This is a genomic window from Serratia sp. HNCC26DJ244 (genome assembly GCF_057180565.1).
The window spans coordinates 53,928-76,837 of the sequence record NZ_JBXUGO010000008.1; the positions used below are offsets into that span (position 1 = coordinate 53,928).

Annotated in this window: 20 protein-coding genes and 1 pseudogene; 7 read left to right on the forward strand and 14 right to left on the reverse strand. The window is 49.5% G+C overall.

All coding sequences use genetic code 11. The features are described 5' to 3' along the window. Window positions 1–64: 64 nt before the first annotated feature. Window positions 65–1,402 (forward strand): NCS2 family permease, encoded by a 1,338-nt coding sequence (locus AC2A06_RS08735; protein ID WP_023489082.1) that lies wholly within the window; start codon window positions 65–67, stop codon window positions 1,400–1,402. A 79-nt stretch (window positions 1,403–1,481) separates the two neighbouring features. On the opposite strand, the gene AC2A06_RS08740 is transcribed toward AC2A06_RS08735, so the two are convergent. Together AC2A06_RS08740 and AC2A06_RS08745 are read right to left on the reverse strand one after the other, a co-directional pair. Next, window positions 1,482–2,534 (reverse strand): alpha/beta hydrolase, encoded by a 1,053-nt coding sequence (locus AC2A06_RS08740; protein ID WP_484380025.1) that lies wholly within the window; start codon window positions 2,532–2,534, stop codon window positions 1,482–1,484. 473 nt (window positions 2,535–3,007) lie between these two features. Continuing rightward, a pseudogene (locus AC2A06_RS08745) lies at window positions 3,008–4,015 on the reverse strand (virulence RhuM family protein). A 559-nt stretch (window positions 4,016–4,574) separates the two neighbouring features. Here AC2A06_RS08745 and AC2A06_RS08750 point away from each other — a divergent pair. After that, window positions 4,575–5,123, forward strand: coding sequence for a GNAT family N-acetyltransferase (locus AC2A06_RS08750; RefSeq protein WP_484380026.1), 549 nt, complete (start codon window positions 4,575–4,577; stop codon window positions 5,121–5,123). Between the two features lie 512 nt (window positions 5,124–5,635). Here AC2A06_RS08750 and AC2A06_RS08755 read toward each other — a convergent pair. The 9 genes from AC2A06_RS08755 to rpmH form a co-directional block, all read right to left on the reverse strand. Then, entirely contained in the window at window positions 5,636–5,953 is a 318-nt protein-coding gene (locus AC2A06_RS08755; protein ID WP_116730791.1) for a type II toxin-antitoxin system RelE/ParE family toxin, read from the reverse strand. After that, on the reverse strand, window positions 5,950–6,201 hold the full coding sequence (locus tag AC2A06_RS08760; RefSeq protein WP_484380027.1) for an antitoxin: 252 nt from the start codon (window positions 6,199–6,201) through the stop codon (window positions 5,950–5,952). Before AC2A06_RS08760 ends, AC2A06_RS08755 begins: the two co-directional genes overlap by 4 nt. A gap of 160 nt (window positions 6,202–6,361) precedes the next feature. Next, complete coding sequence (locus tag AC2A06_RS08765) at window positions 6,362–7,174, reverse strand: nucleotidyl transferase AbiEii/AbiGii toxin family protein (RefSeq protein WP_484380028.1); 813 nt, start codon at window positions 7,172–7,174, stop codon at window positions 6,362–6,364. Beyond that, window positions 7,128–8,117 carry a type IV toxin-antitoxin system AbiEi family antitoxin gene (locus AC2A06_RS08770; protein ID WP_484380029.1) on the reverse strand — a complete coding sequence of 330 codons (990 nt, stop codon included), beginning with the start codon at window positions 8,115–8,117 and terminating at the stop codon, window positions 7,128–7,130. The genes AC2A06_RS08765 and AC2A06_RS08770 overlap by 47 nt, the downstream gene beginning before the upstream one ends. Before the next feature lie 406 nt (window positions 8,118–8,523). Further along, window positions 8,524–9,888 (reverse strand): tRNA uridine-5-carboxymethylaminomethyl(34) synthesis GTPase MnmE, encoded by a 1,365-nt coding sequence (mnmE, locus tag AC2A06_RS08775; RefSeq protein WP_484380030.1) that lies wholly within the window; start codon window positions 9,886–9,888, stop codon window positions 8,524–8,526. Between the two features lie 135 nt (window positions 9,889–10,023). Continuing rightward, window positions 10,024–11,661, reverse strand: coding sequence for a membrane protein insertase YidC (gene yidC, locus AC2A06_RS08780; RefSeq protein ID WP_484380031.1), 1,638 nt, complete (start codon window positions 11,659–11,661; stop codon window positions 10,024–10,026). A gap of 2 nt (window positions 11,662–11,663) precedes the next feature. Beyond that, a complete protein-coding gene (gene yidD, locus AC2A06_RS08785; protein ID WP_023492504.1) occupies window positions 11,664–11,921 on the reverse strand; it encodes a membrane protein insertion efficiency factor YidD in 258 nt (85 codons plus the stop codon). Further along, on the reverse strand, window positions 11,885–12,244 hold the full coding sequence (gene rnpA, locus AC2A06_RS08790; protein WP_072011659.1) for a ribonuclease P protein component: 360 nt from the start codon (window positions 12,242–12,244) through the stop codon (window positions 11,885–11,887). The genes yidD and rnpA overlap by 37 nt, the downstream gene beginning before the upstream one ends. Window positions 12,245–12,262: 18 nt before the next feature. Beyond that, the gene (gene rpmH / locus AC2A06_RS08795) at window positions 12,263–12,403 is read right to left on the reverse strand and encodes a 50S ribosomal protein L34 (protein ID WP_004093983.1); all 141 of its coding nucleotides are present in this window, start codon (window positions 12,401–12,403) and stop codon (window positions 12,263–12,265) included. A gap of 852 nt (window positions 12,404–13,255) precedes the next feature. Here rpmH and dnaA point away from each other — a divergent pair. The 5 genes from dnaA to yidA all read left to right on the forward strand — a co-directional run bounded on the left by dnaA (window position 13,256) and on the right by yidA (window position 20,399). Continuing rightward, window positions 13,256–14,650: a chromosomal replication initiator protein DnaA gene (gene dnaA, locus AC2A06_RS08800; RefSeq protein WP_473196437.1), complete on the forward strand. Its 1,395-nt coding sequence runs from the start codon at window positions 13,256–13,258 to the stop codon at window positions 14,648–14,650. Window positions 14,651–14,655: 5 nt separating this feature from the next. After that, window positions 14,656–15,756: a DNA polymerase III subunit beta gene (gene dnaN, locus AC2A06_RS08805; RefSeq protein ID WP_023489197.1), complete on the forward strand. Its 1,101-nt coding sequence runs from the start codon at window positions 14,656–14,658 to the stop codon at window positions 15,754–15,756. A gap of 156 nt (window positions 15,757–15,912) precedes the next feature. Continuing rightward, window positions 15,913–16,998 carry a DNA replication/repair protein RecF gene (gene recF, locus AC2A06_RS08810; RefSeq protein WP_484380032.1) on the forward strand — a complete coding sequence of 362 codons (1,086 nt, stop codon included), beginning with the start codon at window positions 15,913–15,915 and terminating at the stop codon, window positions 16,996–16,998. Window positions 16,999–17,016: 18 nt separating this feature from the next. Continuing rightward, window positions 17,017–19,431, forward strand: coding sequence for a DNA topoisomerase (ATP-hydrolyzing) subunit B (gene gyrB, locus AC2A06_RS08815; RefSeq protein WP_484380033.1), 2,415 nt, complete (start codon window positions 17,017–17,019; stop codon window positions 19,429–19,431). Between the two features lie 158 nt (window positions 19,432–19,589). Continuing rightward, complete coding sequence (gene yidA, locus AC2A06_RS08820; protein WP_484380034.1) at window positions 19,590–20,399, forward strand: sugar-phosphatase; 810 nt, start codon at window positions 19,590–19,592, stop codon at window positions 20,397–20,399. Here the strand turns inward: yidA and AC2A06_RS08825 are convergent. The 3 genes from AC2A06_RS08825 to AC2A06_RS08835 are packed head-to-tail and all read right to left on the reverse strand — an operon-like array spanning window position 20,394 to window position 22,680. Further along, the gene (locus tag AC2A06_RS08825; RefSeq protein ID WP_484380035.1) at window positions 20,394–21,335 is read right to left on the reverse strand and encodes an ornithine cyclodeaminase family protein; all 942 of its coding nucleotides are present in this window, start codon (window positions 21,333–21,335) and stop codon (window positions 20,394–20,396) included. The two genes, yidA and AC2A06_RS08825, sit on opposite strands and share 6 nt — an antisense overlap. Continuing rightward, window positions 21,322–22,287 (reverse strand): threonine/serine dehydratase, encoded by a 966-nt coding sequence (locus tag AC2A06_RS08830; protein ID WP_484380036.1) that lies wholly within the window; start codon window positions 22,285–22,287, stop codon window positions 21,322–21,324. Before AC2A06_RS08830 ends, AC2A06_RS08825 begins: the two co-directional genes overlap by 14 nt. Before the next feature lie 33 nt (window positions 22,288–22,320). Beyond that, on the reverse strand, window positions 22,321–22,680 hold the full coding sequence (locus AC2A06_RS08835) for a YceK/YidQ family lipoprotein (RefSeq protein ID WP_484380037.1): 360 nt from the start codon (window positions 22,678–22,680) through the stop codon (window positions 22,321–22,323). Window positions 22,681–22,910: the final 230 nt, after the last annotated feature.

A 22,910-nucleotide genomic window follows, 5' to 3' on the forward strand; every position in this document is an offset into this window, starting at 1 on the left:
AAAACCCTATTTTTTGTTATAGGATAGCAACCGACACTTCATCCCCCTGTTCGGAATACTGATAATGAGCAAACAAGACATCAGCCTTGATGCTAATCAAGGCTTGCTTGAGCGCGTTTTTAAACTCAAGCAGCATGGAACCACGGTACGCACGGAAACGATTGCCGGAATCACCACTTTTTTAACCATGGTCTATATCGTGTTCGTCAACCCGCAGATCTTGGGGGCGGCGGGTATGGATACTCGAGCGGTATTTGTCACTACCTGCCTGATCGCTGCTTTTGGCAGCATTTTTATGGGCCTATTGGCTAACTTGCCGGTAGCTTTGGCACCAGCAATGGGCTTGAATGCTTTCTTCGCGTTTGTGGTGGTGGGTGCGATGGGCATTTCATGGCAGGTTGCGATGGGCGCTATTTTTTGGGGAGCTGTCGGTTTCTTTTTACTGACGGTATTCCGTATCCGTTACTGGATGGTAGCCAATATCCCACTTAGCCTGCGCGTGGGGATCACCAGTGGTATTGGCTTGTTCATTGCCATGATGGGGTTGAAAAATGCCGGTATCGTGGTCGCTAATCCTGATACGCTGGTGGCGGTAGGGAACCTGACTTCTCACAGTGTTCTGCTGGGGGCGCTGGGGTTTTTTATCATCGCCGTTCTGGCCTCGCGTAATATTCATGCCGCGGTGCTGGTTTCCATCGTGGTCACCACCTTGATCGGTTGGCTATTGGGTGATGTACAGTATGCAGGCATATTCTCTATGCCGCCAGATATCACTACCGTTGTCGGTCAGGTGAATATTACCGGGGCACTGGATCTGGGCTTGGCTGGGGTGATTTTCGCCTTTATGCTGGTTAATCTGTTTGACTCATCCGGTACCCTGATTGGGGTGACCGACAAGGCGGGGCTAACCGATGAAAACGGTAAATTCCCACGTATGAAGCAGGCGCTGTATGTTGATAGTATCAGCTCCGTAGCAGGGGCATTTATTGGTACTTCTTCAGTCACGGCTTATATTGAAAGTTCTTCTGGTGTCGCTATCGGTGGTCGCACCGGTCTGACCGCCGTGATAGTCGGGCTGTTGTTCCTGTTGGTGATTTTCCTGTCGCCATTAGCTTCGATGGTGCCAGCTTATGCTGCTGCGGGTGCTTTGATCTATGTTGGGGTTCTGATGACCTCCAGCTTGGCACGCGTAAAATGGGAAGATATGACTGAAGCGGTTCCTGCCTTTGTTACCGCCGCCATGATGCCTTTTAGCTTCTCGATTACTGAAGGGATTGCGCTGGGCTTTATCTCTTATTGCGTGATGAAGCTGGGTACTGGCCGTTGGCGTGAAATCAGCCCTTGTGTGATTGTCGTGGCGCTGTTGTTTGTGCTCAAAATCGTGTTTGTTGATGGGCATTGATCAAAAAGAATAAGCGGTGCTTGAGCACCGCTGGTTCAAGTCGTCAATCATTGCAGCAGTAAGTGTCCCCGTTTTTCTATCAGGCTCCCGGTGATGCATCGGCGCTTTTGCCCATCATCCAACGCAATGGTTGCTGGAAGTGTAGCGGCCAGTTTCCTTGTGTATCTTCTCTCAGGTTAAAACTTGCCGTCTTGGTCAGATTCTGGCTACTGAACAGGTTGGCAAAATGCAGCGCCAGAGCTTTGTCATTAAAGTTTTGATGGCCATAATGGGCGATCATAATGCGTTTATTCTCTGCTAATGAATATGATGCTGGCGGGATTTTCCCTTGTGGTGTAATCAGTAAAGCGCCGGCGTAAAATTGCGGGTATTTTGCCATCAGATTACCTGCGTGCAACGCGCCTTGGCCGCGAGCGGTAAGGTAGACCTGATGAGGGTTAAGCTTCAGTTTAGGGGTGAGCTCCTGCAGGGTACGTTGAATCGCGCTATGGGTGCTCTCTTCGCTATCGATAGACCAGCGGAAGCTATTCTCGGCAAGCATTTGAGTACCGTTTAACTCAATATAGGCTACACCTGCTTCAGCAAAAAGCAATCGATCTTTAGGGGTGATATTAGCGGCTCTGCCATAAGGGTGCAGGTAGATAACGGTTGGCCAACCGGTGGCAGGAGGTGAGCCATTCGGGACAGAATACTGTGCTTTACCCTCAAATGGCGAAGCATATAGCTGATAGCGTGTTTTGGCCTCAGCGAGGATGGAACGATAAGTCTCACTTTGCTGAAGGCTATTGAATGCGTTGTTTTCCAGCAGATTATAGTAATACCACAATCCCCGTTTGGCACTGAGTTGCAAATAGTGTTCCGCCAGTTCTGTTTGGCCTTTTTGTGCAGAGGTAGCGGCCAATTGAAAAGGAACCCAGACATTGCGTTTATCTTCGTGTATCAGGGATAGATACAATGGCATCGTTTCTGCTTTTTTTTCCTCCAGGCTATGGACAGATCGCGGCAATGGCATCATCAGTGAGCTATTGGCTGGCAGGTTCAGCGGTTCTTCCCCGGGGGGATAGCGCATTTCGCTGGCAAGTAATGGACTGGTGATAAAAAACAGCAATAGAGTAAAAATAACAGCATACATAATATTATTGCTTTGTTTATTAAGAACATTAATTCTAATAGTGATTAAAAATCGGCACATTGGGTTGATACTCCCCTTTATTCAGGCTGAGGTTGTCAGCCATCGAGCGAGATCCCCTAAAGGGTCGAGTTATGCAACCGACACTCACTTGCGGCTTGAATAATGACGGATATCGATAACTCCTACGGCAAGATTGTGCCATACCAATAGTAAATTTGTTTTGTAAAATTTGCCCAAAAAACAGTGCAAAATATCGACAGTTTGGTTAATTTATTGTTTTATAAAAACATATCATTGTAATAATAACCAAGCGAATGAGTAAAAATGTGATCGGGTGCGAACACCCATAGCGGCATAATTGCTTGATAAGATTGAGGGTATTGGCAGGATAAATGTCAAAACCGAGAACGATGGAACCGATATTGATGTCGGTTCCATGGCTTGTTCAACCTAGGCAGTGTTATTTGTCTTTTTTAGGCCGCGATATTGGCAAGTGCGCCTTCGGCTTCTTTTAAACGGCGACGTTGTTCTGCAAAGCGGTCAAACTCCAATTTCGCCTTGTCATCAGCATCCTTTTTGGAGATTTTTCCCGCTCCGCTTAATACGTCCCGATCATTAAAACTTAAAAACTGATCCAGCTTATCGGCCCAATCTTGCAAGAACACTTGTTTACGGCGTAGTGCTTGGTCCTCGGCAAAGTCGAGCCACATGTTGACGATGCGATTAAGCTCTTTGATTTCGTCTTCACGCAGATAGTTTCTCGCGATGGTGACATCTGTCTTACGCACTTCATCGCCTTTATAGCTGGTTAAGCCTATGTCCGGCTTATTGGCATCTACACGGCTCGCGATAAGCTCAGCGGCCGTCATATGCGTACAGGCATAATGCAACTTATTCTGGATGATCTGGAAGAAGCGGTTGGTCTCTTAGTTGGATGGCTCGTAATCGGCAGCCATAGTAAAGATTTCTTTGACTCGCAGATAAACACGACGCTCACTCGCTCGGATATCGCGAATGCGTTCCAGCATTTCATCAAAGTAATCTGGCACCGCAGAATGACCAACGGGGGGATTTTTCAGGCGCTCGTCATCCATAGCGAATCCCTTTATTAGGTATTCTTTCAGGACTTGCGTTGCCCATTGGCGGAACTGCGTACCTCGTTGAGAACGAACCCTGTAGCCAACAGCCAAAATTGCATCGAGATTGTAGTGATCGATTTCGCGAGAAACTTGACGAGTTCCTTCCAATCGAACTATCCGGAATTTCCGGATGGTTGCATTTTGTACAAGCTCACCCTCGTTGTAGATATTGATTAGATGTTCATTAATTGTGCGAACATCTTTATCATAAAGCTCAGCCATTGCAGCCTGAGAAAGCCACAATGTATCAGATTCAAATCGGCACTCGACGCGTGTTTGGCCATCAGCAATTGTAAACAGGACAAATTCGCCATGCGGAGCTTGTGGGGTGTTATCTGTCATTGAATCACCTCTTAGTTGGGGTGTTCGCGGCATCTGATTGCGACTATCTCGAAGAGTATGAGCTAGTTAAAGTTATTCATTATTTGTATCCCCATCACTGAGCGTGTTCGGGTTTTTCAGTGACTTTTTGTCCCCGGATGCTAATCGTCGTTCGACCTTTTTCACATCTTCTGAAGGTGGTAAATGTTCTGGTCGTATACCTCGGCTTAATAGTGTTTGGCGTACAGCATCGTTATTGGTTACATGCTCGATAGATATTTGCTGCTCGAGGGTCATCTGTTGTGTGCGACCAGATAGCAGGGGTAACGAGTAAGCATCACATCGTCGATTTCTCGTTGGCTGCCTGAACCTAGCTCGACCATTTTCCCGACGTCGGCAAAATGGTCTGCAATGGCATGACCGCTGATTTCACTAGCGGTTTTGGCCTTTGATATGACGCTAACTATCTGGTTAACTACCCGATTACTTGAATGTTTTATGTACATCCCAATGAATTACAGTAACTATTGAACGAGTAAAAAGTAGCAAAGGACACGTCAATCAGTAAGGGAAAGAGCACATGCAGATACCCACGTTAAAAACAGAACGTTTGCTGTTAAAGCCATTAGTTGCCGAAGATGCACCTCAGATTCAGGAGCTCTATCCACGCTGGGAAATTGTCTGCTATATGGTGTCATCGGTTCCCTGGCCCTATCCTGACGATGGTGCAGCCCATTACGTTAATAACGTCGCGCTGCCAGCTATGGCAAAAGGACTCGCCTGGGTTTGGACCATACGGCATCAGGATAATCCTGACAATTTAATCGGCGTTATCTGCCTAGACGATGCGGAAAATAATAATCGTGGTTTCTGGTTGGCACCTGAGTATCAGGGGCAGGGATTAATGCGCGAAGCCAGTATGGCGGCGACAGATTACTGGTTTAATACGTTGAACAGGCCAGTATTGCGTGCTCCAAAAGCGACTGAGAATATACGTTCTCTGCACATTTCAGCCAGTAGCGGCATGCGACTAATCAAAACGGAAAAGAGGCAGTTTGTCAGCGGGCTTCTGGACTCACAGTTGTGGGAGATTACTCGTGATGAGTGGAATGCCTATCACTCAAGCTAGCAGGATATGATGGTCGCTTTTCGTTCATAGTGGCCTAAAACTAAAGGTTCTCTATATAGTGGAACGCTTTCATCAGTTCTTGTTCAGTGAGTGGTGATACTAAACTTGCCCCGGAATCTTCCTCGACTTTTATCAAAAGCTCACGGCGGGTAATCCCCAACCTGTTCGCCACATGGTTAGCACAACTTCGTGCGTGGGAAGCTCGGTGTGCCAAGGGACTTGTTGTATCCAAAACTTTTGCTCTTGATGATGAATGAGACATTGTTAATTCCTTTAGCAGATATTTTTGCTCATTCTGACACTTTCCGAAAGGCAGAATCATGGAGATTGACCTTCGGCTTCTAGCGGTAATACGGCAGCCGTTATTATGTAATCCATTTGAGTTTAAAGGCGAGTGACACCCAACCTTAATCCCCAATTTATTTTCGGCAGCATTAGGAGAAAAACTGTTTTTTATCGGGATAGTGATCAGAACTCCGGTGAATCATACCTCTTCATCGGGCTAGTAATCGTTAACTTTCTTTGCTGAATCTCTCTGCCAGTCGAGTCATGAGGTCCATGCGTTCATGAAAAATCGCTACGACCAATGCGGGCGCACTGCCGCGTGGCAGGCAGAAGACATAGTGATGTTCACAATGTGCCATCCGTAACTCAGGAAAGAGTTCACTCATATCTTTGAAAGCGCCGCGCCCGGCTGCTAGGTTGGCAATGCCATGTTCCAGCCTAGCGATATAGTTGCGTACCTGCGTGGTACCCCACTGCTTACGCGTGTAGCGGATGATGCCGCGTAGATCTGCTTCCGCCTCTACCGTGAGGAGGTAGGTTTTCAAGTATGATCCCCGTCAAGTTCTTCATCAAGAATTTCGCCGATGTCTTTGGTGGACACCTTCCCCGCTAGCCCGTCGTTGATGCGGCTTCCTAGCAGGTTTTTCAGTTCCTTCCATGCCTGATCAGCATCTGTATCGCCGGGGAACAAACGTTCGAGAGCGTATTGTTTGATGGTCTTACCTTGTAGGGCTGCCAGCGCCTTCAGGCTTTGGTGCTGTTGGTCTGTTATGTCTATTGTCAGGCGGCTCACAGGATCATCTCCTTTAAAACACACAAACCCACATTAGCACATATGTGGGTTTGTGGCTAATTCAGTCTGTTTGATCTTACCCACGAACAATGGACATAAAAATGGTGGATGTGTATGGATGTTTTAGGGGGTGGATACTAATGCGTACTAACAGCCAGTTTTAGCCATGGCTTATTATACTGTTCCAGAAGTCATTCATGATCAGCTCAATCTCAGCCATATCGGCCACATCAGATTGTCGCGCGATAGCGTCAGTCAGACGTTCTCTATCGAGACTTATCAACTCTGCCAAAGATGAGTGCTCGCTAATCGCCGCGATATCTTTGCCCAGCAGAACAGCTCCCATACGCACCGGATTCCAGTCCAAGTTTTCACCTTCAACGGCGGAGGAATAGATACGCTCATCTTCTATAGCGCTATATTCACGAATAATTTTATAGAGATCGGTTGCGTCTTTAGCACTACCATGCCCGCGATCGCGCCAGGCAAAAAGTTTTAACAGCGCTAACCCCGGCAGGGAGCAAAACGGCAGCTTTTCGCCATTCGTCAGTTGCACGGTTACAGTATGAGAAAATACCTCACTAAATCCATCCACTGACATAATGATTTCACGTTCCGGCGGCCAGATAATTTGATTGCCTTCAGCAACACCGCCAAAAGGGATAATATCCAGTTCGATCCCTTCGGCAATTATACGATGGGCATTACCCCGAACCCTCTGTGCACCTTCAGCAAGGAAGGCATTTTTTAACGCATCAAACGTTGGCCAGCTATCGACAAAAACCGCGATGTCAATATCGCGGGTTCGGCGGCCAATGCTCCTGCCGTGAACATGATGGAGCAGAATTTCACGCGCCGTCGCCCCCGCAATAAAAAATGGGATCTCCTGAGCTGTGCAAATTCGCTTTATCTGGGTGAACAGGGCTTCAGTAGCTGAAAAGATCGGATTCACTAAGGTGAAGATATTTGTCATTGATTATCCTTGCTGCTTCCCGGTTTCTATCATCGCCGCTTGCCAGTAGTTCGGCCACACACAACATCGCTTCTGCTTGATGGTTCAGGGTAAAGTTCCCCCAGAAACAGGAAATCAGTTGCAGTTTCCCACCAAGAACAGGTTTTAGTCCTAGTTCCTTTCGTCTTTGTAACAATGGGTGAGGCGTAAAAATCACGCCGTTTTCTGGTAGCAGGTATCCGCCGCTCAGTTCTGCGGCTGCAATCTCGCCACTCCAGTATTCATCGGCCGCAAGTGTTATCTTATCCCATGAAGCAGGCGTAGGCAGGGAAAGAAAATCCAGCTTCGGGCGCAGGGCGGTGGCATAGTCTTTTAGCCACAAAACCTGTAATTCGCCTTCATTCATTAAGCGGCGCCCCTGCTGTGATTTGCGGAAATAGCGATGCGCCTCAAGGGAATTGAAAGCTTTGCTGACCATTCCCAAAGAGATACCCGCTTTCTGCGCCAAGCTGCGGTAAGTATCGTTGAGGCTTTCCGGGCAGGATAACAGCACAAAAAGCAGCTTCATTACTCCTTCAGCAAAATGACTACTGACAGCTACAGGTTTCTTTTCATATCGACCATCAATAAACAGATATAACCCCGGAACCTGGATACGGGCATTCCCGGCGGTATCGATAAAATTAATCTGGTTATCCACGCAATATTCCACCAGTGCGGACGTCAGCCGGTTGCACACCAGTAATATAGGAAAACCCTCAGATAAGAGAGGGGACATTTTACGGATAGCGATCAGCGACTCTTTGCGATGGATATGCTTTACTTCCAGGGAAAAATTCGCCATCTCTCCTCCTGGCCCTATCAGCCTGCCCCAGCCGTCATGTTTGTTGCCAATTTCATACTGCAATAGGAAGCCTTTTGGCAGGTTTTCTACAGCATCAGATAGAAGCTGTTCTTCTTTCATTTGTTCAGACCTTTATCTTGTTCATGAATCATGAACAAGATAATATTATGAACAATCCGGGAGGGAAGCAACGCAAGTTTAAAAAAAACACAAGTCAGGGATGTTACTCGATCAACCATTCGTACGGTGTTTTCTACTTCATCTGCCGCTCAACTGCTGAATCCCCTGGTATGCACTGATGGGGTGTAGTTGCAGATGTTCTAAACCCTATGTTTTCTGATAAGCATTGAGAATCTGCAATCAGCCCGTAAATTAGGCCCATTCCGGCATGCTTACTTTGCCAGCGTTTGGCGAACGCTTTTCCCGTTGTTGGGGCCATTTAGGAAGTGAGTAGACAATAAAAACCCGCATTAACAGGCAGTTAATGCGGGTTAGTGAACATTTATGGAGCAGTATGGATAAGTAATCACTTACCAATGCAAAAGCTGGAAAAGATACGCCCGAGCAGGTCATCAGAGGTAAATTCACCGGTGATTTCGCTTAATGCTCGTTGTGCCAGGCGCAGTTCTTCGGCAAGCAACTCCCCCGCGTAAGCACTCACTAACTGTTCTTTCCCCTGAGCAAGATGTTCGTCTGCTTGTTCCAATGCCTGCAAATGGCGGCGGCGGGCCAGGAAGCCGCCTTCGGTATTGTTGGTAAAGCCCATGCTCTGCTTGAGGTGGTTACGTAACAGCTCGAGCCCTTCACCGGTACGGGCGGAAAGACGTATAAGTGAGTGACCATTCACTTCACTCATGCCCAGTTCTTCACCCGTAATATCCGCTTTGTTGCGCACCACGGTGATCGGCAAGCGGGTTGGCAGGCGTGCCATAAACTCAGGCCAAATCTCGCTAGGCTCGGTCGCGCTGGTGGTGGTGCCATCCACCATAAATAGCACGCGGTCTGCTTGTTCGATCTCATTCCACGCACGTTCGATACCAATACGCTCCACTTCGTCCATGGCATCCCGCAGGCCTGCGGTATCGATAATATGTAGCGGCATACCATCGATATGAATATGTTCACGCAGGACATCACGGGTGGTACCGGCAATATCGGTCACAATGGCGGCTTCACGCCCTGCTAACGCATTCAACAGGCTGGATTTCCCGGCATTGGGCCGCCCGGCGATCACGACTTTCATCCCTTCACGCAATAAGCTGCCCTGGTGTGCTTCTGCCCGCACGTTATCCAGGTCGGCGATAACACGATTAAGCTGCGCTTCGATTTTGCCATCTGAAAGAAAGTCGATTTCCTCATCAGGAAAGTCGATTGCCGCTTCTACGTAGATACGCAGGTGAGTGAGTGCTTCCACCAGTTGGTGGATACGGCTTGAAAACGCCCCTTGTAACGAGTTCATCGCCGAGCGCGCCGCTTGCTCTGAGCTGGCGTCGATCAAGTCGGCAATGGCCTCGGCCTGGGCCAGATCCAGTTTGTCATTGAGGAAAGCGCGCTCTGAGAATTCACCCGGGCGGGCAATGCGTACACGGGGTAACGCCAGCACACGTTTTAGCAATAAATCGAGAATAACCGGCCCACCGTGACCCTGAAGTTCCAGGACATCTTCACCAGTAAAGGAATTGGGGGCCGGGAACCACAGCGCAATACCCTGATCCAGGGTACTGCCATCGGCATCGCGGAATGGCAGATAATCGGCATGACGTGGTTTGGGCAGTTTGCCAAGCAGCGCCAGAGCCACCTCTTTGGCGTCATGGCCTGAGATGCGCAGAATGCCTACACCGCCACGCCCAGGTGGTGTGGCAATGGCCGTGATGGTATCAGAATTGTTCATTGCCGGTTATCTCTCAACAATATGCAAAAAGGCGGCCTAGATGACCGCCTTACATTGGCTTGTTATGCCCTTCGCCAATAAAGCTGCAGCGGTGTTACTGGCTACAGCTTGGATGAACTCAGGGATAAAGCTGTATTATGCCTTTTTGTTATCGCGGCTATGCAGGCCACGTTTTTCCAGCCCGCGATAAATCAACTGCTGCTGGATGATGGTCACCAAGTTACTGACGGTATAGTACAGCACCAGACCAGACGGGAACCACAGGAAGAACACTGTGAAAATCACCGGCATAAAGGTCATGATTTTCTGCTGCATTGGGTCAGTCACTGTAGTCGGTGACATCTTCTGGATGAAGAACATCGTCACACCCATCAGCAACGGCAGGATGTAGTACGGATCCTGTGCTGACAAGTCATGAATCCACAATATAAACGGCGCATGGCGCAGTTCAACCGAGCTCATCAGCATGTAGTACAGCGCCAGGAAGATTGGCATCTGGATGAGCAGCGGCAAGCAACCCCCCAGAGGGTTTACTTTTTCCGCTTTGTACAGCGCCATCATCTCTTGGCTCATACGCTGCTTGTCATCACCAATACGTTCACGCATTGCCTGCAGTTTTGGCTGCAGCATGCGCATTTTGGCCATCGATGTGTACTGCGCTTTGGTTAGCGGGTACATGATGCCACGTACGATAAAGGTGATGATGATGATTGAGAAACCCCAGTTGCCGATAAATCCGTTGATGAACTTCAGCAATTTGAACAGTGGTTGAGACAAAAACCACAACCAGCCGTAATCCACCGTCAAATCCAGATGGGGTGCCAGCGTGGCCATTTTATCTTGCAGTTCCGGGCCTACCCATAAGGTGGCATTCAGTTGTTTCTCAGCACCTGGCGCTACCACAACCGGCGTTGCTTTGAAGCCGATGGTAGACAGATTATCGCCTGGTTTGGCGGTATAGAAGGTATTTTGACCTTCCGTCTGAGGTATCCAGGCTGTAGCAAAATATTGCTGCAACATGGCAACCCAACCACCCTGGGTGGTGATATTCAGGTTCTCTTCTTTATCAAACGCATACTTTTGGTATTTGTTGTCACTGGAAGAGTAAGCCGCGCCACGGAAGGTGTGCAGTGCAAAATTACTGCTGCCAGTATCGCGGTGTTGCGGCAACTGTGTGGTTTGCTTCAGTTGACCAAATAGCGTCAATTCAAGTGGAGACGCACTTTTGTTAACAATGGAGTAATCCACACCAATGGCATAATGGTTACGCTTGAGCACAAAGGTTTTGGTGAACAACGAGCCGTCTTTACCGGTAAAGGTCAGTGGGATCCGCAGTTCATCCTGACCATCAGCTAAGGTGAAAGTATCTTGTGCGGCTGTGAAGAGAGGACGCTCACCGTTGGCAGGATTATCTGGCCCGTCTCTGCCGGTCAGGCCACTTTGCGCCTGATAAACAAATCCTGGCGTAGTTTCCAGCAATTCGAATGGCGTCACTGACCCCAGGGACTCTGGGTAGGCCAGCAGTTTAGCCTGCTCAATGTCACCACCACGAGTATTGATGGTCAACGACAGCACATCTGTATTAACGGTAATCAATTTACCTTGGCCACTGGTTGGCACAGCCTGGCTTGCGGCATCACCGCTTGTAGGGTTCGTTGTCTGTTGCGTGGTCTGGGGTGCTGGCTGCGGACTGTTATCCTTTTGCCAAGCATCCCAAATCAGAAAAGACACGAACAGAAAAGCGATGAGAAGAAGATTGCGTTGCGAATCCATCGTTAGTGTTCTCTGTTATCGTTGGTTTTCGGTGGTACGGGATCATCGCCACCTGGGTTCAAAGGATGGCATTTTAATACGCGTTTCAATGTCAACCAACTGCCTTTTAACATCCCAAACCTGCTTAATGCCTCAATTGCGTAATGAGAACATGTCGGCTGGAAGCGACAGCGTGGCCCAAGCAGTGGGCTCAGTACGAGTTGATAACCCCGTACCACCCCAATCAAGATGCGGGAGCCAAGCGACAATGGCGACGCCATAATTTTTCCAAAACTTCCGTCAGTGCACGGTTATCCAACTCAGCTATCCCCTTTTTGGCAACCACGACAAAATCCATCGCTGGTAATTGGTGCTGGCGTAAACGGAAACTTTCGCGTGTCAGGCGTTTGATCCGGTTACGTTCATGCGCACGCTTGACGTGTTTTTTGGCGACAGTAAGACCGATGCGGGGATGCCCCAGCAGGTTTTGGCGGCCGAGGATGGTGATTTGCGGCGTGCCAGCTCTTTGTGGCTGCTGGAAGACGAAAGTGAAATGAGTGGGAGTTAACAAACGTAACTCCCTGGGAAAAGCGAGCTTAACCACTCAGGGGGTTAGCTTTTATTACTTAGAAACAGTCAGACGAGTACGGCCTTTTGCACGACGGCGGGCCAGAACTTGACGACCATTTTTAGTGGCCATACGAGCACGGAAACCGTGGCTACGGTTACGCTTCAGTACGGACGGTTGGAAAGTGCGTTTCATAGCGATTTCTACCTAAACTTAAATGAATTACTAATATAGTCATCATACTTCAAGTGACCGGGGTGTTGGCTTGTGTCCACTAGCCTCAGTCGCATCATTTTCTATGCTTCTGGCGACTCTCGACCTTGCTGCCTACATCCCACTTGAATTATGTAGAGTATAAGTCAAATGCGTTTGACTACTCGGCGTGAAGATGACCGACGCCTCAATCGCAATATAAAGAGGCGGGATTGTAATAATTGTACAGCCCTGAGTCAATTCACATCGCGCCCCTTTCATCTTTCAGGCCGCAGTTGTGCTGCCTGTCATTTGAAATTGATGGGGGTAGTCTACTTGGTTGTTAGCCAAGTAAAGCACGGTCTTGGCCCATAATCACCGCAGGATCCTGTCTGGTAAATAACCCGACCAATCAGAACCAAGTATCACACGTGGGCGAAGATTATACGGACTCAAGGGTAAATCACAAGGATCTCCGTGCGATCCTCGGCATTTTTCGCCAGGATCCTGGTGGATAACCCAGTACAACGGGCTCATGGTGTGAAAAAGAAGGCGATCGACTACCGTGATTGCAGCGGTTGCTTTCCGTTGGTTAAAATATCACCGCACGCTCTTGGCTGTGGATAAAATGGATCTAATCTGTGATGAAGGAGAGGATCTCTTGCGCGGATTGCGCTATGATCCGTCATTCGGATCCCGATCCTAAACAGGGATCATCAGGTTATGCTACCAAGGTGTTCCACATGCTTCTAGCGGTTTTCAGCCGATGAAGCCCTGTGGGCATCATCATGAGTGATAAAAAAGTAACCTGATCCTTTTCTTTTTATTTTTGATCTTGTTCGAGTGGAGTCCGCCGTGTCACTTTCGCTTTGGCAGCAGTGCCTTGCCCGATTGCAGGATGAGTTACCAGCCACAGAATTTAGTATGTGGATACGCCCATTACAGGCGGAACTGAGTGACAATACTCTGGCGCTGTATGCGCCCAATCGTTTTGTGCTGGATTGGGTGCGCGATAAGTACTTAAACAATATCAATGGGCTGCTTAATGATTTTTGTGGGACTGATGTGCCACTATTGCGTTTTGAGGTGGGCAGTAAACCTCTGACACGAACGATAAGTCAGGCGGCTACGGCCAGCGTCAACAATGCACCGGCAGCTCCAGTGGCCCGTACTGCGGCACCTTCTCGTCACAGTTGGGATAATGCCGCACCGCCACCCGAGCTTTCTTACCGTTCCAATGTTAACCCCAAACATACTTTCGATAACTTCGTTGAAGGTAAGTCGAACCAACTGGCGCGCGCTGCGGCTCGGCAAGTGGCAGATAACCCTGGTGGGGCTTATAACCCACTCTTCCTGTATGGTGGAACCGGCTTGGGTAAAACTCACCTGTTGCATGCGGTGGGTAATGGCATCATGGCACGTAAAGCCAATGCCAAAGTGGTTTATATGCACTCGGAACGTTTTGTGCAGGATATGGTTAAGGCGTTGCAGAATAACGCGATTGAAGAATTCAAGCGCTACTACCGTTCGGTGGATGCGTTGCTGATCGATGACATTCAGTTTTTTGCCAATAAAGAGCGTTCGCAGGAAGAGTTTTTTCATACTTTTAATGCGTTGTTGGAAGGTAACCAACAGATCATCCTCACTTCTGACCGTTATCCTAAAGAGATTAACGGGGTGGAAGATCGTTTGAAGTCTCGCTTTGGTTGGGGCCTGACGGTGGCAATTGAACCACCAGAGCTGGAAACCCGAGTGGCGATCCTGATGAAAAAGGCAGATGAAAACGATATTCGTTTGCCGGGTGAAGTGGCGTTCTTTATCGCTAAACGTCTACGTTCCAACGTGCGTGAACTGGAAGGGGCATTGAACCGGGTGATCGCCAATGCGAATTTTACTGGCCGCGCCATTACCATTGATTTCGTGCGTGAAGCGTTGCGGGATCTACTGGCGTTGCAGGAAAAGCTGGTCACTATCGATAATATTCAAAAGACGGTGGCAGAGTACTATAAAATCAAAGTGGCGGATCTGCTGTCGAAGCGGCGTTCCCGTTCCGTTGCTCGCCCGCGCCAGATGGCGATGGCATTGTCAAAGGAACTCACCAACCACAGCTTGCCAGAAATCGGCGATGCGTTTGGTGGCCGCGACCATACCACGGTGTTGCACGCCTGCCGGAAAATTGAGCAGTTGCGTGAAGAAAGTCACGACATCAAAGAAGATTTTTCCAATTTAATCAGAACATTGTCGTCATAGCGCATATGAAATTTATCGTTGAACGTGAGCATCTGCTAAAACCGCTGCAACAGGTGAGTAGTCCACTGGGTGGCCGCCCAACGTTGCCAATTCTGGGTAACCTGTTATTGCAGGTAACGGAAGGTTCTCTATTGTTGACGGGAACCGATCTGGAAATGGAGATGGTGGCACGCGTCTCTCTCTCCCAGCCCTATGAAGTGGGGGCGACCACCGTCCCTGCACGCAAATTTTTTGATATCTGCCGGGGTTTACCGGAAGGTGCCGAGATTACCGTCACGCTTGAAAGTGAGCGCATGTTGGTGCGTTCTGGCCGTAGCCGTTTTTCATTATCCACGCTACCGGCGGTAGACTTTCCGAATCTGGATGATTGGCAGAGTGAAGTAGAGTTCACGCTACCGCAGGCGACCTTAAAGCGCCTGATCGATGCGACCCAGTTCTCGATGGCGCATCAGGATGTGCGCTATTACCTCAACGGCATGTTGTTTGAGACCGAAGGGGAAGAGCTCCGCACTGTGGCGACTGATGGTCACCGTCTGGCGGTATGCGCCATGCCGATTGGTCAATCCTTGCCAACACATTCGGTGATTGTGCCACGTAAAGGGGTGATGGAGCTGGTGCGTCTGCTGGATGCAGGTGATACGCCACTCCGTGTACAGATCGGCAGCAACAATATTCGCGCCCATGTGGGGGATTTTATCTTTACCTCCAAGTTGGTTGATGGCCGTTTCCCTGATTATCGTCGTGTATTGCCGAAGAACCCTGACAAGACCTTAGAAGCCGGGTGTGACTTGCTTAAGCAGGCCTTTGCCCGTGCGGCCATTTTGTCGAATGAGAAGTTTCGCGGTGTCCGCCTGTACGTCAGTCAAAATCAACTCAAGATCACTGCCAATAATCCGGAGCAGGAAGAGGCAGAAGAGATCCTTGATGTCAGCTATGATGGCAGCGAGATGGAAATTGGGTTTAACGTCAGCTACGTGCTGGATGTATTAAACTCGCTCAAGTGCGAGGATGTGCGTCTACTGCTGACTGATTCGGTCTCCAGCGTACAGATTGAGGACGCGGCCAGCCAGGCGGCGGCCTATGTTGTTATGCCAATGCGTTTGTAAAAATTATCGGGCTATCTTACTTGCCCCTTTGCGGTTGGGCCGTGCTCGCAATCCTGACGTACTCTGTGTACGCTCCGGTTGCTGGGCGGCTTACGCCACGCAAATGGCTTGCGACGATAACGCCCAGGGTTGTTCGATGATTAAGATAACTGCCGCATGGCGTTAACGCGTTTACTGATTAAAGATTTCCGCAATATTGAAGCGGCGGATCTGGCTCCCGCACCTGGGTTTAACTTCCTGGTTGGGGCCAATGGCAGTGGTAAAACCAGCGTATTAGAGGCGGTTTATACCCTTGGTCATGGGCGCGCTTTTCGCAGCTTGCAGGCTGGCCGAGTGATCCGTCATGATCAGCCGGAATTTGTACTGCATGGCCGGATTGAAGGGGCGGAGCGTGAGTTATCAGTAGGGCTAAGCCGAAGCCGGCAAGGTGACAGCAAAGTACGTATTGATGGCAGCGATGGTCATAAAGTGGCGGAACTCGCCCAACTATTGCCCATGCAGTTGATTACTCCCGAAGGTTTTACCCTGCTCAATGGCGGGCCAAAATATCGGCGCGCGTTTGTGGATTGGGGATGCTTCCATGATGTACCCGGTTTTTTCACCGCCTGGAGCAACCTGAAACGGTTACTGAAGCAACGTAATGCTGGCTTGCGCCAAGTCAGTCGTTATGCGCAACTGCGCGCCTGGGATCAGCAGTTGGTTCCACTGGCTGAACGCATCAGCGAGTGGCGGGCGGCATACAGTGAGGCCATTTCCGCCGATATTACTGCGACCTGTGCACAATTTTTGCCTGAATTTGCGTTAAATTTCTCTTTTCAGCGCGGTTGGGATAAAGAGAGTGACTATGGGGAGCTGTTGGAGCGCCAGTTTGAGCGCGACAGGGCATTAACCTATACCTCGGTTGGGCCACATAAAGCAGATTTCCGTATTCGTGCCGAAGGCACACCGGTAGAAGATTTATTATCACGCGGTCAGCTTAAATTGCTGATGTGTGCATTGCGCTTGGCGCAGGGTGAGTTTCTCACCCGGCAGAGCGGGCGGCGTTGCCTGTATCTGATTGATGATTTTGCCTCCGAGCTGGACACTGGCCGTCGCCGGTTGCTGGCTGAACGTCTGAAAGCCACTCAGGCTCAGGTTTTTGTCAGCGCGGTAAGTGCTGAACAAGTTACTGACATGATCGGTGAAAAGGGCAGGATGTTCCGTGTGGAACAGGGTAAAATAGAAGTTCAACCACAGGATTAAAATAAGCGAGAAACGTTGATGTCGAATTCTTATGACTCTTCAAGTATCAAGGTATTAAAAGGGCTGGATGCTGTGCGTAAGCGTCCAGGCATGTATATCGGCGATACTGATGACGGCACCGGTCTGCACCACATGGTGTTTGAGGTTGTGGATAACGCTATCGACGAAGCCCTCGCTGGCCACTGTAATGACATTCAGGTGACCATCCATGCTGACAACTCGGTGTCGGTGCAGGATGATGGCCGCGGTATTCCCACCGGTATTCACGAAGAAGAAGGGGTTTCTGCGGCACAGGTCATCATGACTGTTCTTCATGCCGGCGGTAAGTTTGACGATAACTCCTATAAAGTTTCCGGTGGCTTGCATGGCGTGGGGGTTTCCGTCGTTAACGCCTTGTCAGAGAAACTTGAGCTGGTGATCCGCCGTGAAGGCAAAGTGCACGAGCAAACCTATAAACACGGTGAGCCACAAGGGGCGCTGAAAGTGGTGGGTGAGACCACCCAAACCGGCACCACAGTACGTTTTTGGCCGAGTTACCAGACTTTTACCAATAACATCGAATTTGAATACGATATTCTGGCCAAGCGCCTGCGGGAACTGTCGTTCCTTAACTCGGGTGTCTCTATTCGTCTGAAAGATAAACGTAACGACAAAGAAGACCACTTCCACTATGAGGGCGGGATCAAGGCGTTCGTTGAGTATCTGAACAAGAACAAAACGCCAATCCATCCAACTGTGTTCTACTTCTCAACGGTAAAAGATGATATCGGTGTGGAAGTGGCACTACAGTGGAACGATGGTTTCCAGGAAAATATCTACTGTTTTACCAACAACATCCCGCAGCGTGATGGGGGGACTCACCTGGCCGGTTTCCGTGCCGCGATGACGCGTACCCTTAACAGCTATATGGATAAAGAAGGCTACAGCAAAAAATCCAAGATCAGTGCCACCGGTGATGATGCCCGTGAAGGTTTGATTGCCGTCGTTTCGGTGAAAGTGCCGGATCCGAAGTTCTCTTCACAGACCAAAGATAAACTGGTCTCTTCGGAAGTGAAAACGGCAGTTGAGTCACTGATGAACGAGAAGCTGGTGGATTACCTGATGGAAAACCCATCAGACGCCAAAATCGTTGTTGGTAAAATCATTGATGCGGCCCGAGCGCGTGAAGCAGCACGTAAAGCGCGTGAAATGACACGCCGTAAAGGTGCACTGGATTTGGCTGGCTTGCCAGGCAAATTGGCGGACTGCCAAGAGCGCGATCCGGCGTTGTCTGAACTGTACCTGGTGGAAGGGGACTCTGCGGGGGGCTCGGCAAAACAGGGGCGTAACCGCAAAAACCAGGCGATTTTGCCACTGAAAGGTAAAATCCTTAACGTTGAGAAAGCGCGTTTTGACAAGATGCTCTCTTCGCAGGAAGTGGCTACCTTGATCACTGCGCTGGGCTGTGGCATTGGCCGCGACGAATACAACCCAGATAAACTGCGTTATCACAGCATCATCATCATGACCGATGCTGACGTCGATGGTTCGCATATCCGTACATTGTTACTGACTTTCTTTTATCGCCAGATGCCGGAAATCATCGAGCGTGGTCATGTGTTTATTGCACAACCGCCGCTATACAAGGTGAAGAAAGGCAAGCAGGAACAGTATATTAAAGACGACGAGGCCATGGACCAGTACCTGATTTCCATTGCGCTTGATGGGGCAACCTTGCATACCAATGAGGTCGCACCGCCATTGGCCGGGGAACCGTTGGAGAAACTGGTGGCTGAGCATTACAGCGTACAAAAGCTGATTGGCCGAATGGAGCGTCGTTATCCGCGTGCCTTACTCAACAACCTAATCTATCAACCTACCTTGAGCGAAGATGACCTGAGTGACCAGGCTAAAGTGAAAACCTGGATCGAGTCACTGGTGAAATTGCTCAACGATAACGAACAGCATGGCAGCAGCTATGATTTTGTCATGGTTGAGAACCCAGAACGTCAGATGTTGGAGCCGGTGCTGCGTATTCGTACTCACGGCGTCGATACTGATTATCCTCTGGACTTCAATTTCATCCACGGCGGTGAATATCGCAAGATCTGTACATTGGGTGAAAAACTGCGTGGTTTGCTGGAAGAGGATGCATTTATTGAACGTGGCGAACGTCGTCAGCCGGTAAATGGTTTCGAGCAAGCGTTGGAATGGCTGGTGAAAGAATCTCGCCGTGGTCTGTCGGTGCAGCGTTATAAGGGCTTGGGTGAAATGAACCCAGACCAATTGTGGGAAACCACCATGGACCCAGAACAACGCCGTATGCTGCGAGTGACGGTGAAAGATGCTATCGCCGCAGATCAACTGTTCACCACCCTGATGGGTGATGCAGTTGAACCGCGTCGCGCCTTTATCGAAGAGAATGCCCTGAAAGCGGCGAACATCGATATTTAATGCGTTAATCAGCAACAAAAAATCCGCGCCGGTGTTCCCGCGCGGATTTTTTATCGCTGCGTTTTAGTCTCGCTGCGTTCTAGCCAGGCTAGGTTATCGTCTACCAACACCTTGCATCAACCTGATACCTACCAAGGAAACCACTAAGAGAAATTCGTATGGCAATTGAACTGATAGCAATTGATATGGATGGCACGTTACTCAACCCTCAACACCAGATCACGCCAGCGGTGAAGAAAGCGATTAGTGCGGCGCGCGCTCAAGGGGTGAAGGTGGTGCTGGCTACAGGGCGGCCCTATGTGGGGGTGCAGGATTATCTATGTCAGTTGGATATGCAAGGCGCTGATGATTTCTGTATTACCTATAACGGTGCATTGGTGCTTAAAGCCGCCGATGGAACCTGCATTCTGCAAGAAACCCTCAGTTTTGACGATTATCTCTATTTTGAGCAGTTAGCGCGGCAGCTTGGGGTGCATTATCACGCATTTGATTTCGATACCCTGTATACCCCGAATAAAAACATTGGCAAATATACCATTCGTGAAGCGGGAATAACCGGTATTCCGTTGAAATACCGTAGCGTAGAGGAGATGGATCGAACCCTACGTTTCCCGAAAGTGATGATGATTGATGAGCCTGAATTGTTAGAGCATGCCATCGCTCATTTGCCAGCGGAAGCCGGCGAGCGTTACACCATTATGAAAAGCGCCCCCTTTTACCTGGAAATCTTGCACCAGCGGGTTGATAAAGGCGCTGGGGTGAGAATGCTGGCGGATCATCTGGGTATCAAACAGCAAAACGTGATGGCGCTGGGGGATCAGGGTAACGATATTGCGATGATTGAATATGCTGGTGTTGGCGTAGCGATGGGCAATGCGATCGCGGAACTGAAAGAGATTGCCCAGTTTGTAACGAGTACCAACACCGAAGACGGCGTGGCACGCGCTATTGAGAAGTTCGTATTATAGTTTTGCCAGAATTCCTTTCACAATCTGAGCATCCTGAATGGCTAACCCGGTGAGGTCGGCCAAGGTGATCTGTTGTTCATTCTTTCTAACCCGCTCGCCACGAGCCAGTATTTCTCCGAACTCAACCACAGCTACTGACGCCAGTAAATTTTGCTGATAGGCACGAGCAATTTCACCATATTGACTGCATTGACTGAGTGCATCCACCAGGATGGTGTCAGCTTTGGCGACCAACGCCGTTGCTAACTCCTGTTTTCCCTCAGCGTCTGCCCCTACGGCGGTGATATGTGTTCCTGGGCGGATATCCTCTGCTTGCAGCAGGGGTTCACGGCTTGGTGTGGTGGTCACAATCAGATTGCAATGTGCCGCCAGTTCAGCGGCATTTTGGGTGGTATTTACCTGAAAACCTTCCGCTTCAGCCCGTTGACAATAGTCAGCAAGGTGATGTGGGCTGCGACCCCAAAGCCACACTTGGCGACAGTCGGTGACCGTTTTAAGGTGTTGCAATTGTAGCCATGCCTGCATTCCTGTGCCCACGATACCAATGGCCTGCACGTTTTGCGGTGCGCATAATTCCGCAGCGATGCGCCCAGCCAGGGCAGTACGTAATGCTGTCAGCCAGCCTTCATCCAACAGTAGCACCTGTGGTTTGCCAGTTTGCGCAGAAAAGGCCATCATTAAGCCTTGGTTGCTAGGCAGGCCTTGTTGTGGATTGTGGTAAAACCCAGAAGACACTTTCACCACAAAGTATTCTTCCCTTTCCAGCCATGCGGATTTAATACAACAGTCACCTTCCGCCGCTTCAAACCGAAAGTGTTGCACTGGTGGCATCTGTACCTGGCGCGCAGAGTAGGCGATAAAACCGGTTTTTAGCAGTTGGGTGATGCAGTCGGCATCAAAAGCAGCAAGAATTTGTGTTTTATTAATGACTTTCATGGCTGACTGCCTGCAAATATTTTTCCAACACAATATTTTTACCACATAACACCACGGCCACTTTTTTGCCTTGCAACTCGGGAGCCAGTTTGCAGGCGGCGGCTAAGGCCACGCCGGCAGCACCTTCGATAATCCAACGGTCGCTACTGGCAACCAGGCGCATTGCCTGTTTGATTTCCTCTTCGCTAACCAATACTTTACGGTCGATGACCTGTTGGCACAGAGGGAAGGTGATAGCGCCAGGCTCCACTCCCCCTGCGGTACCGTCAGAGAGAGTCTCTTGTTCTTCCACTGGGTAGATATGCCCCGCCTCCAGTGCGCTGTACATGCTGGTGGCATTTTCTGGCCAGCAGGCAATAAGTTGTGTTTTTGGCGACAATTGCTTTAGAACGGTACCCATTCCCGCAATATAGCCACCACCACCCACTGCAACAAAAACCGCATCCAGTTCTGGCTGCTGTTCGATGATTTCCATCCCGCAGGTGCCTTGGCCTGCAATCACGTCGGCATCGTTATAAGGGGAAATATAGGTTTTATGCTGTTGGCGTGCGGCCTTTTCCGCAGCTAACTCGGCATTCAATGGGTCACCCGGGACCAATTCCACCTTGCCGCCTAAGGCACGGATGGTATCGAGCTTGATGGTAGCGGCACTTTCAGGTGCATAGACGGTGACATTGACGCCCATTAATTTACCCGCGAGTGCAACGGCTTGGCCATGGTTACCGGTTGATGCGGTAATCACGCCTTGTTGACGTTGTTGTTCACTCAGTAACCGTAGTTTGTTGCTGGCGCCACGAAACTTAAATGAGCCGGTATGTTGTAAATGATCGCATTTGAGATAGAGCTCGCAACCTAATTGCTGTGAAAGTAGCACGCTGTGTTCCAACGGGGTAACGCGGACTTGTGGGCGCAATTGTTGATGGGCGGAAACAATGTCATCAAATAGGCTCATACTGTTCTCTTTAGGATTTTAAATGGAGTGGAACTATTTCGGGGTTTTCCGGGGGGGGAGCGTTGGCATCCCCTGCCCTAGATTACCGCTCTCAGACAGATTTTTTGCCTCGTCACGTTCGATACGTGCTTTGGGGGACTGGGTGGTTTTATCATCATCCGAACGGAGGTAATCATAAGGTAGCAAAATGGTATCCATCACTGCCGAGAAGGGTAGATCGACGGCTAACAGGGGCATCATGGCCCAACTGGTGTCCTCTTTTTTCATCGTATCTATGCTGGCACGGGTGCCAGGATAGTAACCCTGATCGCCACCGGTGTGGCTCATCACGCTGGAGCAGCCACTGATGAGTAAGCACAGGCCGCTGGTGGTTAGTCTCTTTACTGATTTCATTGACTCATCCTGAGGTGGATTTCTGCCGAAATTTGCTGATTTATGATTAAGTTAAATCAATTTGTACCAGCTCACGAATAGATTGAAAGATATAAAATTTCGCTCTGTGGCGGTTATCTCACTTTATTGTATGTGATGGGCAAATTATCGTCTTTATGTTTGACGATTTTTTTAACCCGGTGAGTTGAAATAAGTGAACCCAGCCCCATTTTCTTGGTAACGCCAATTTA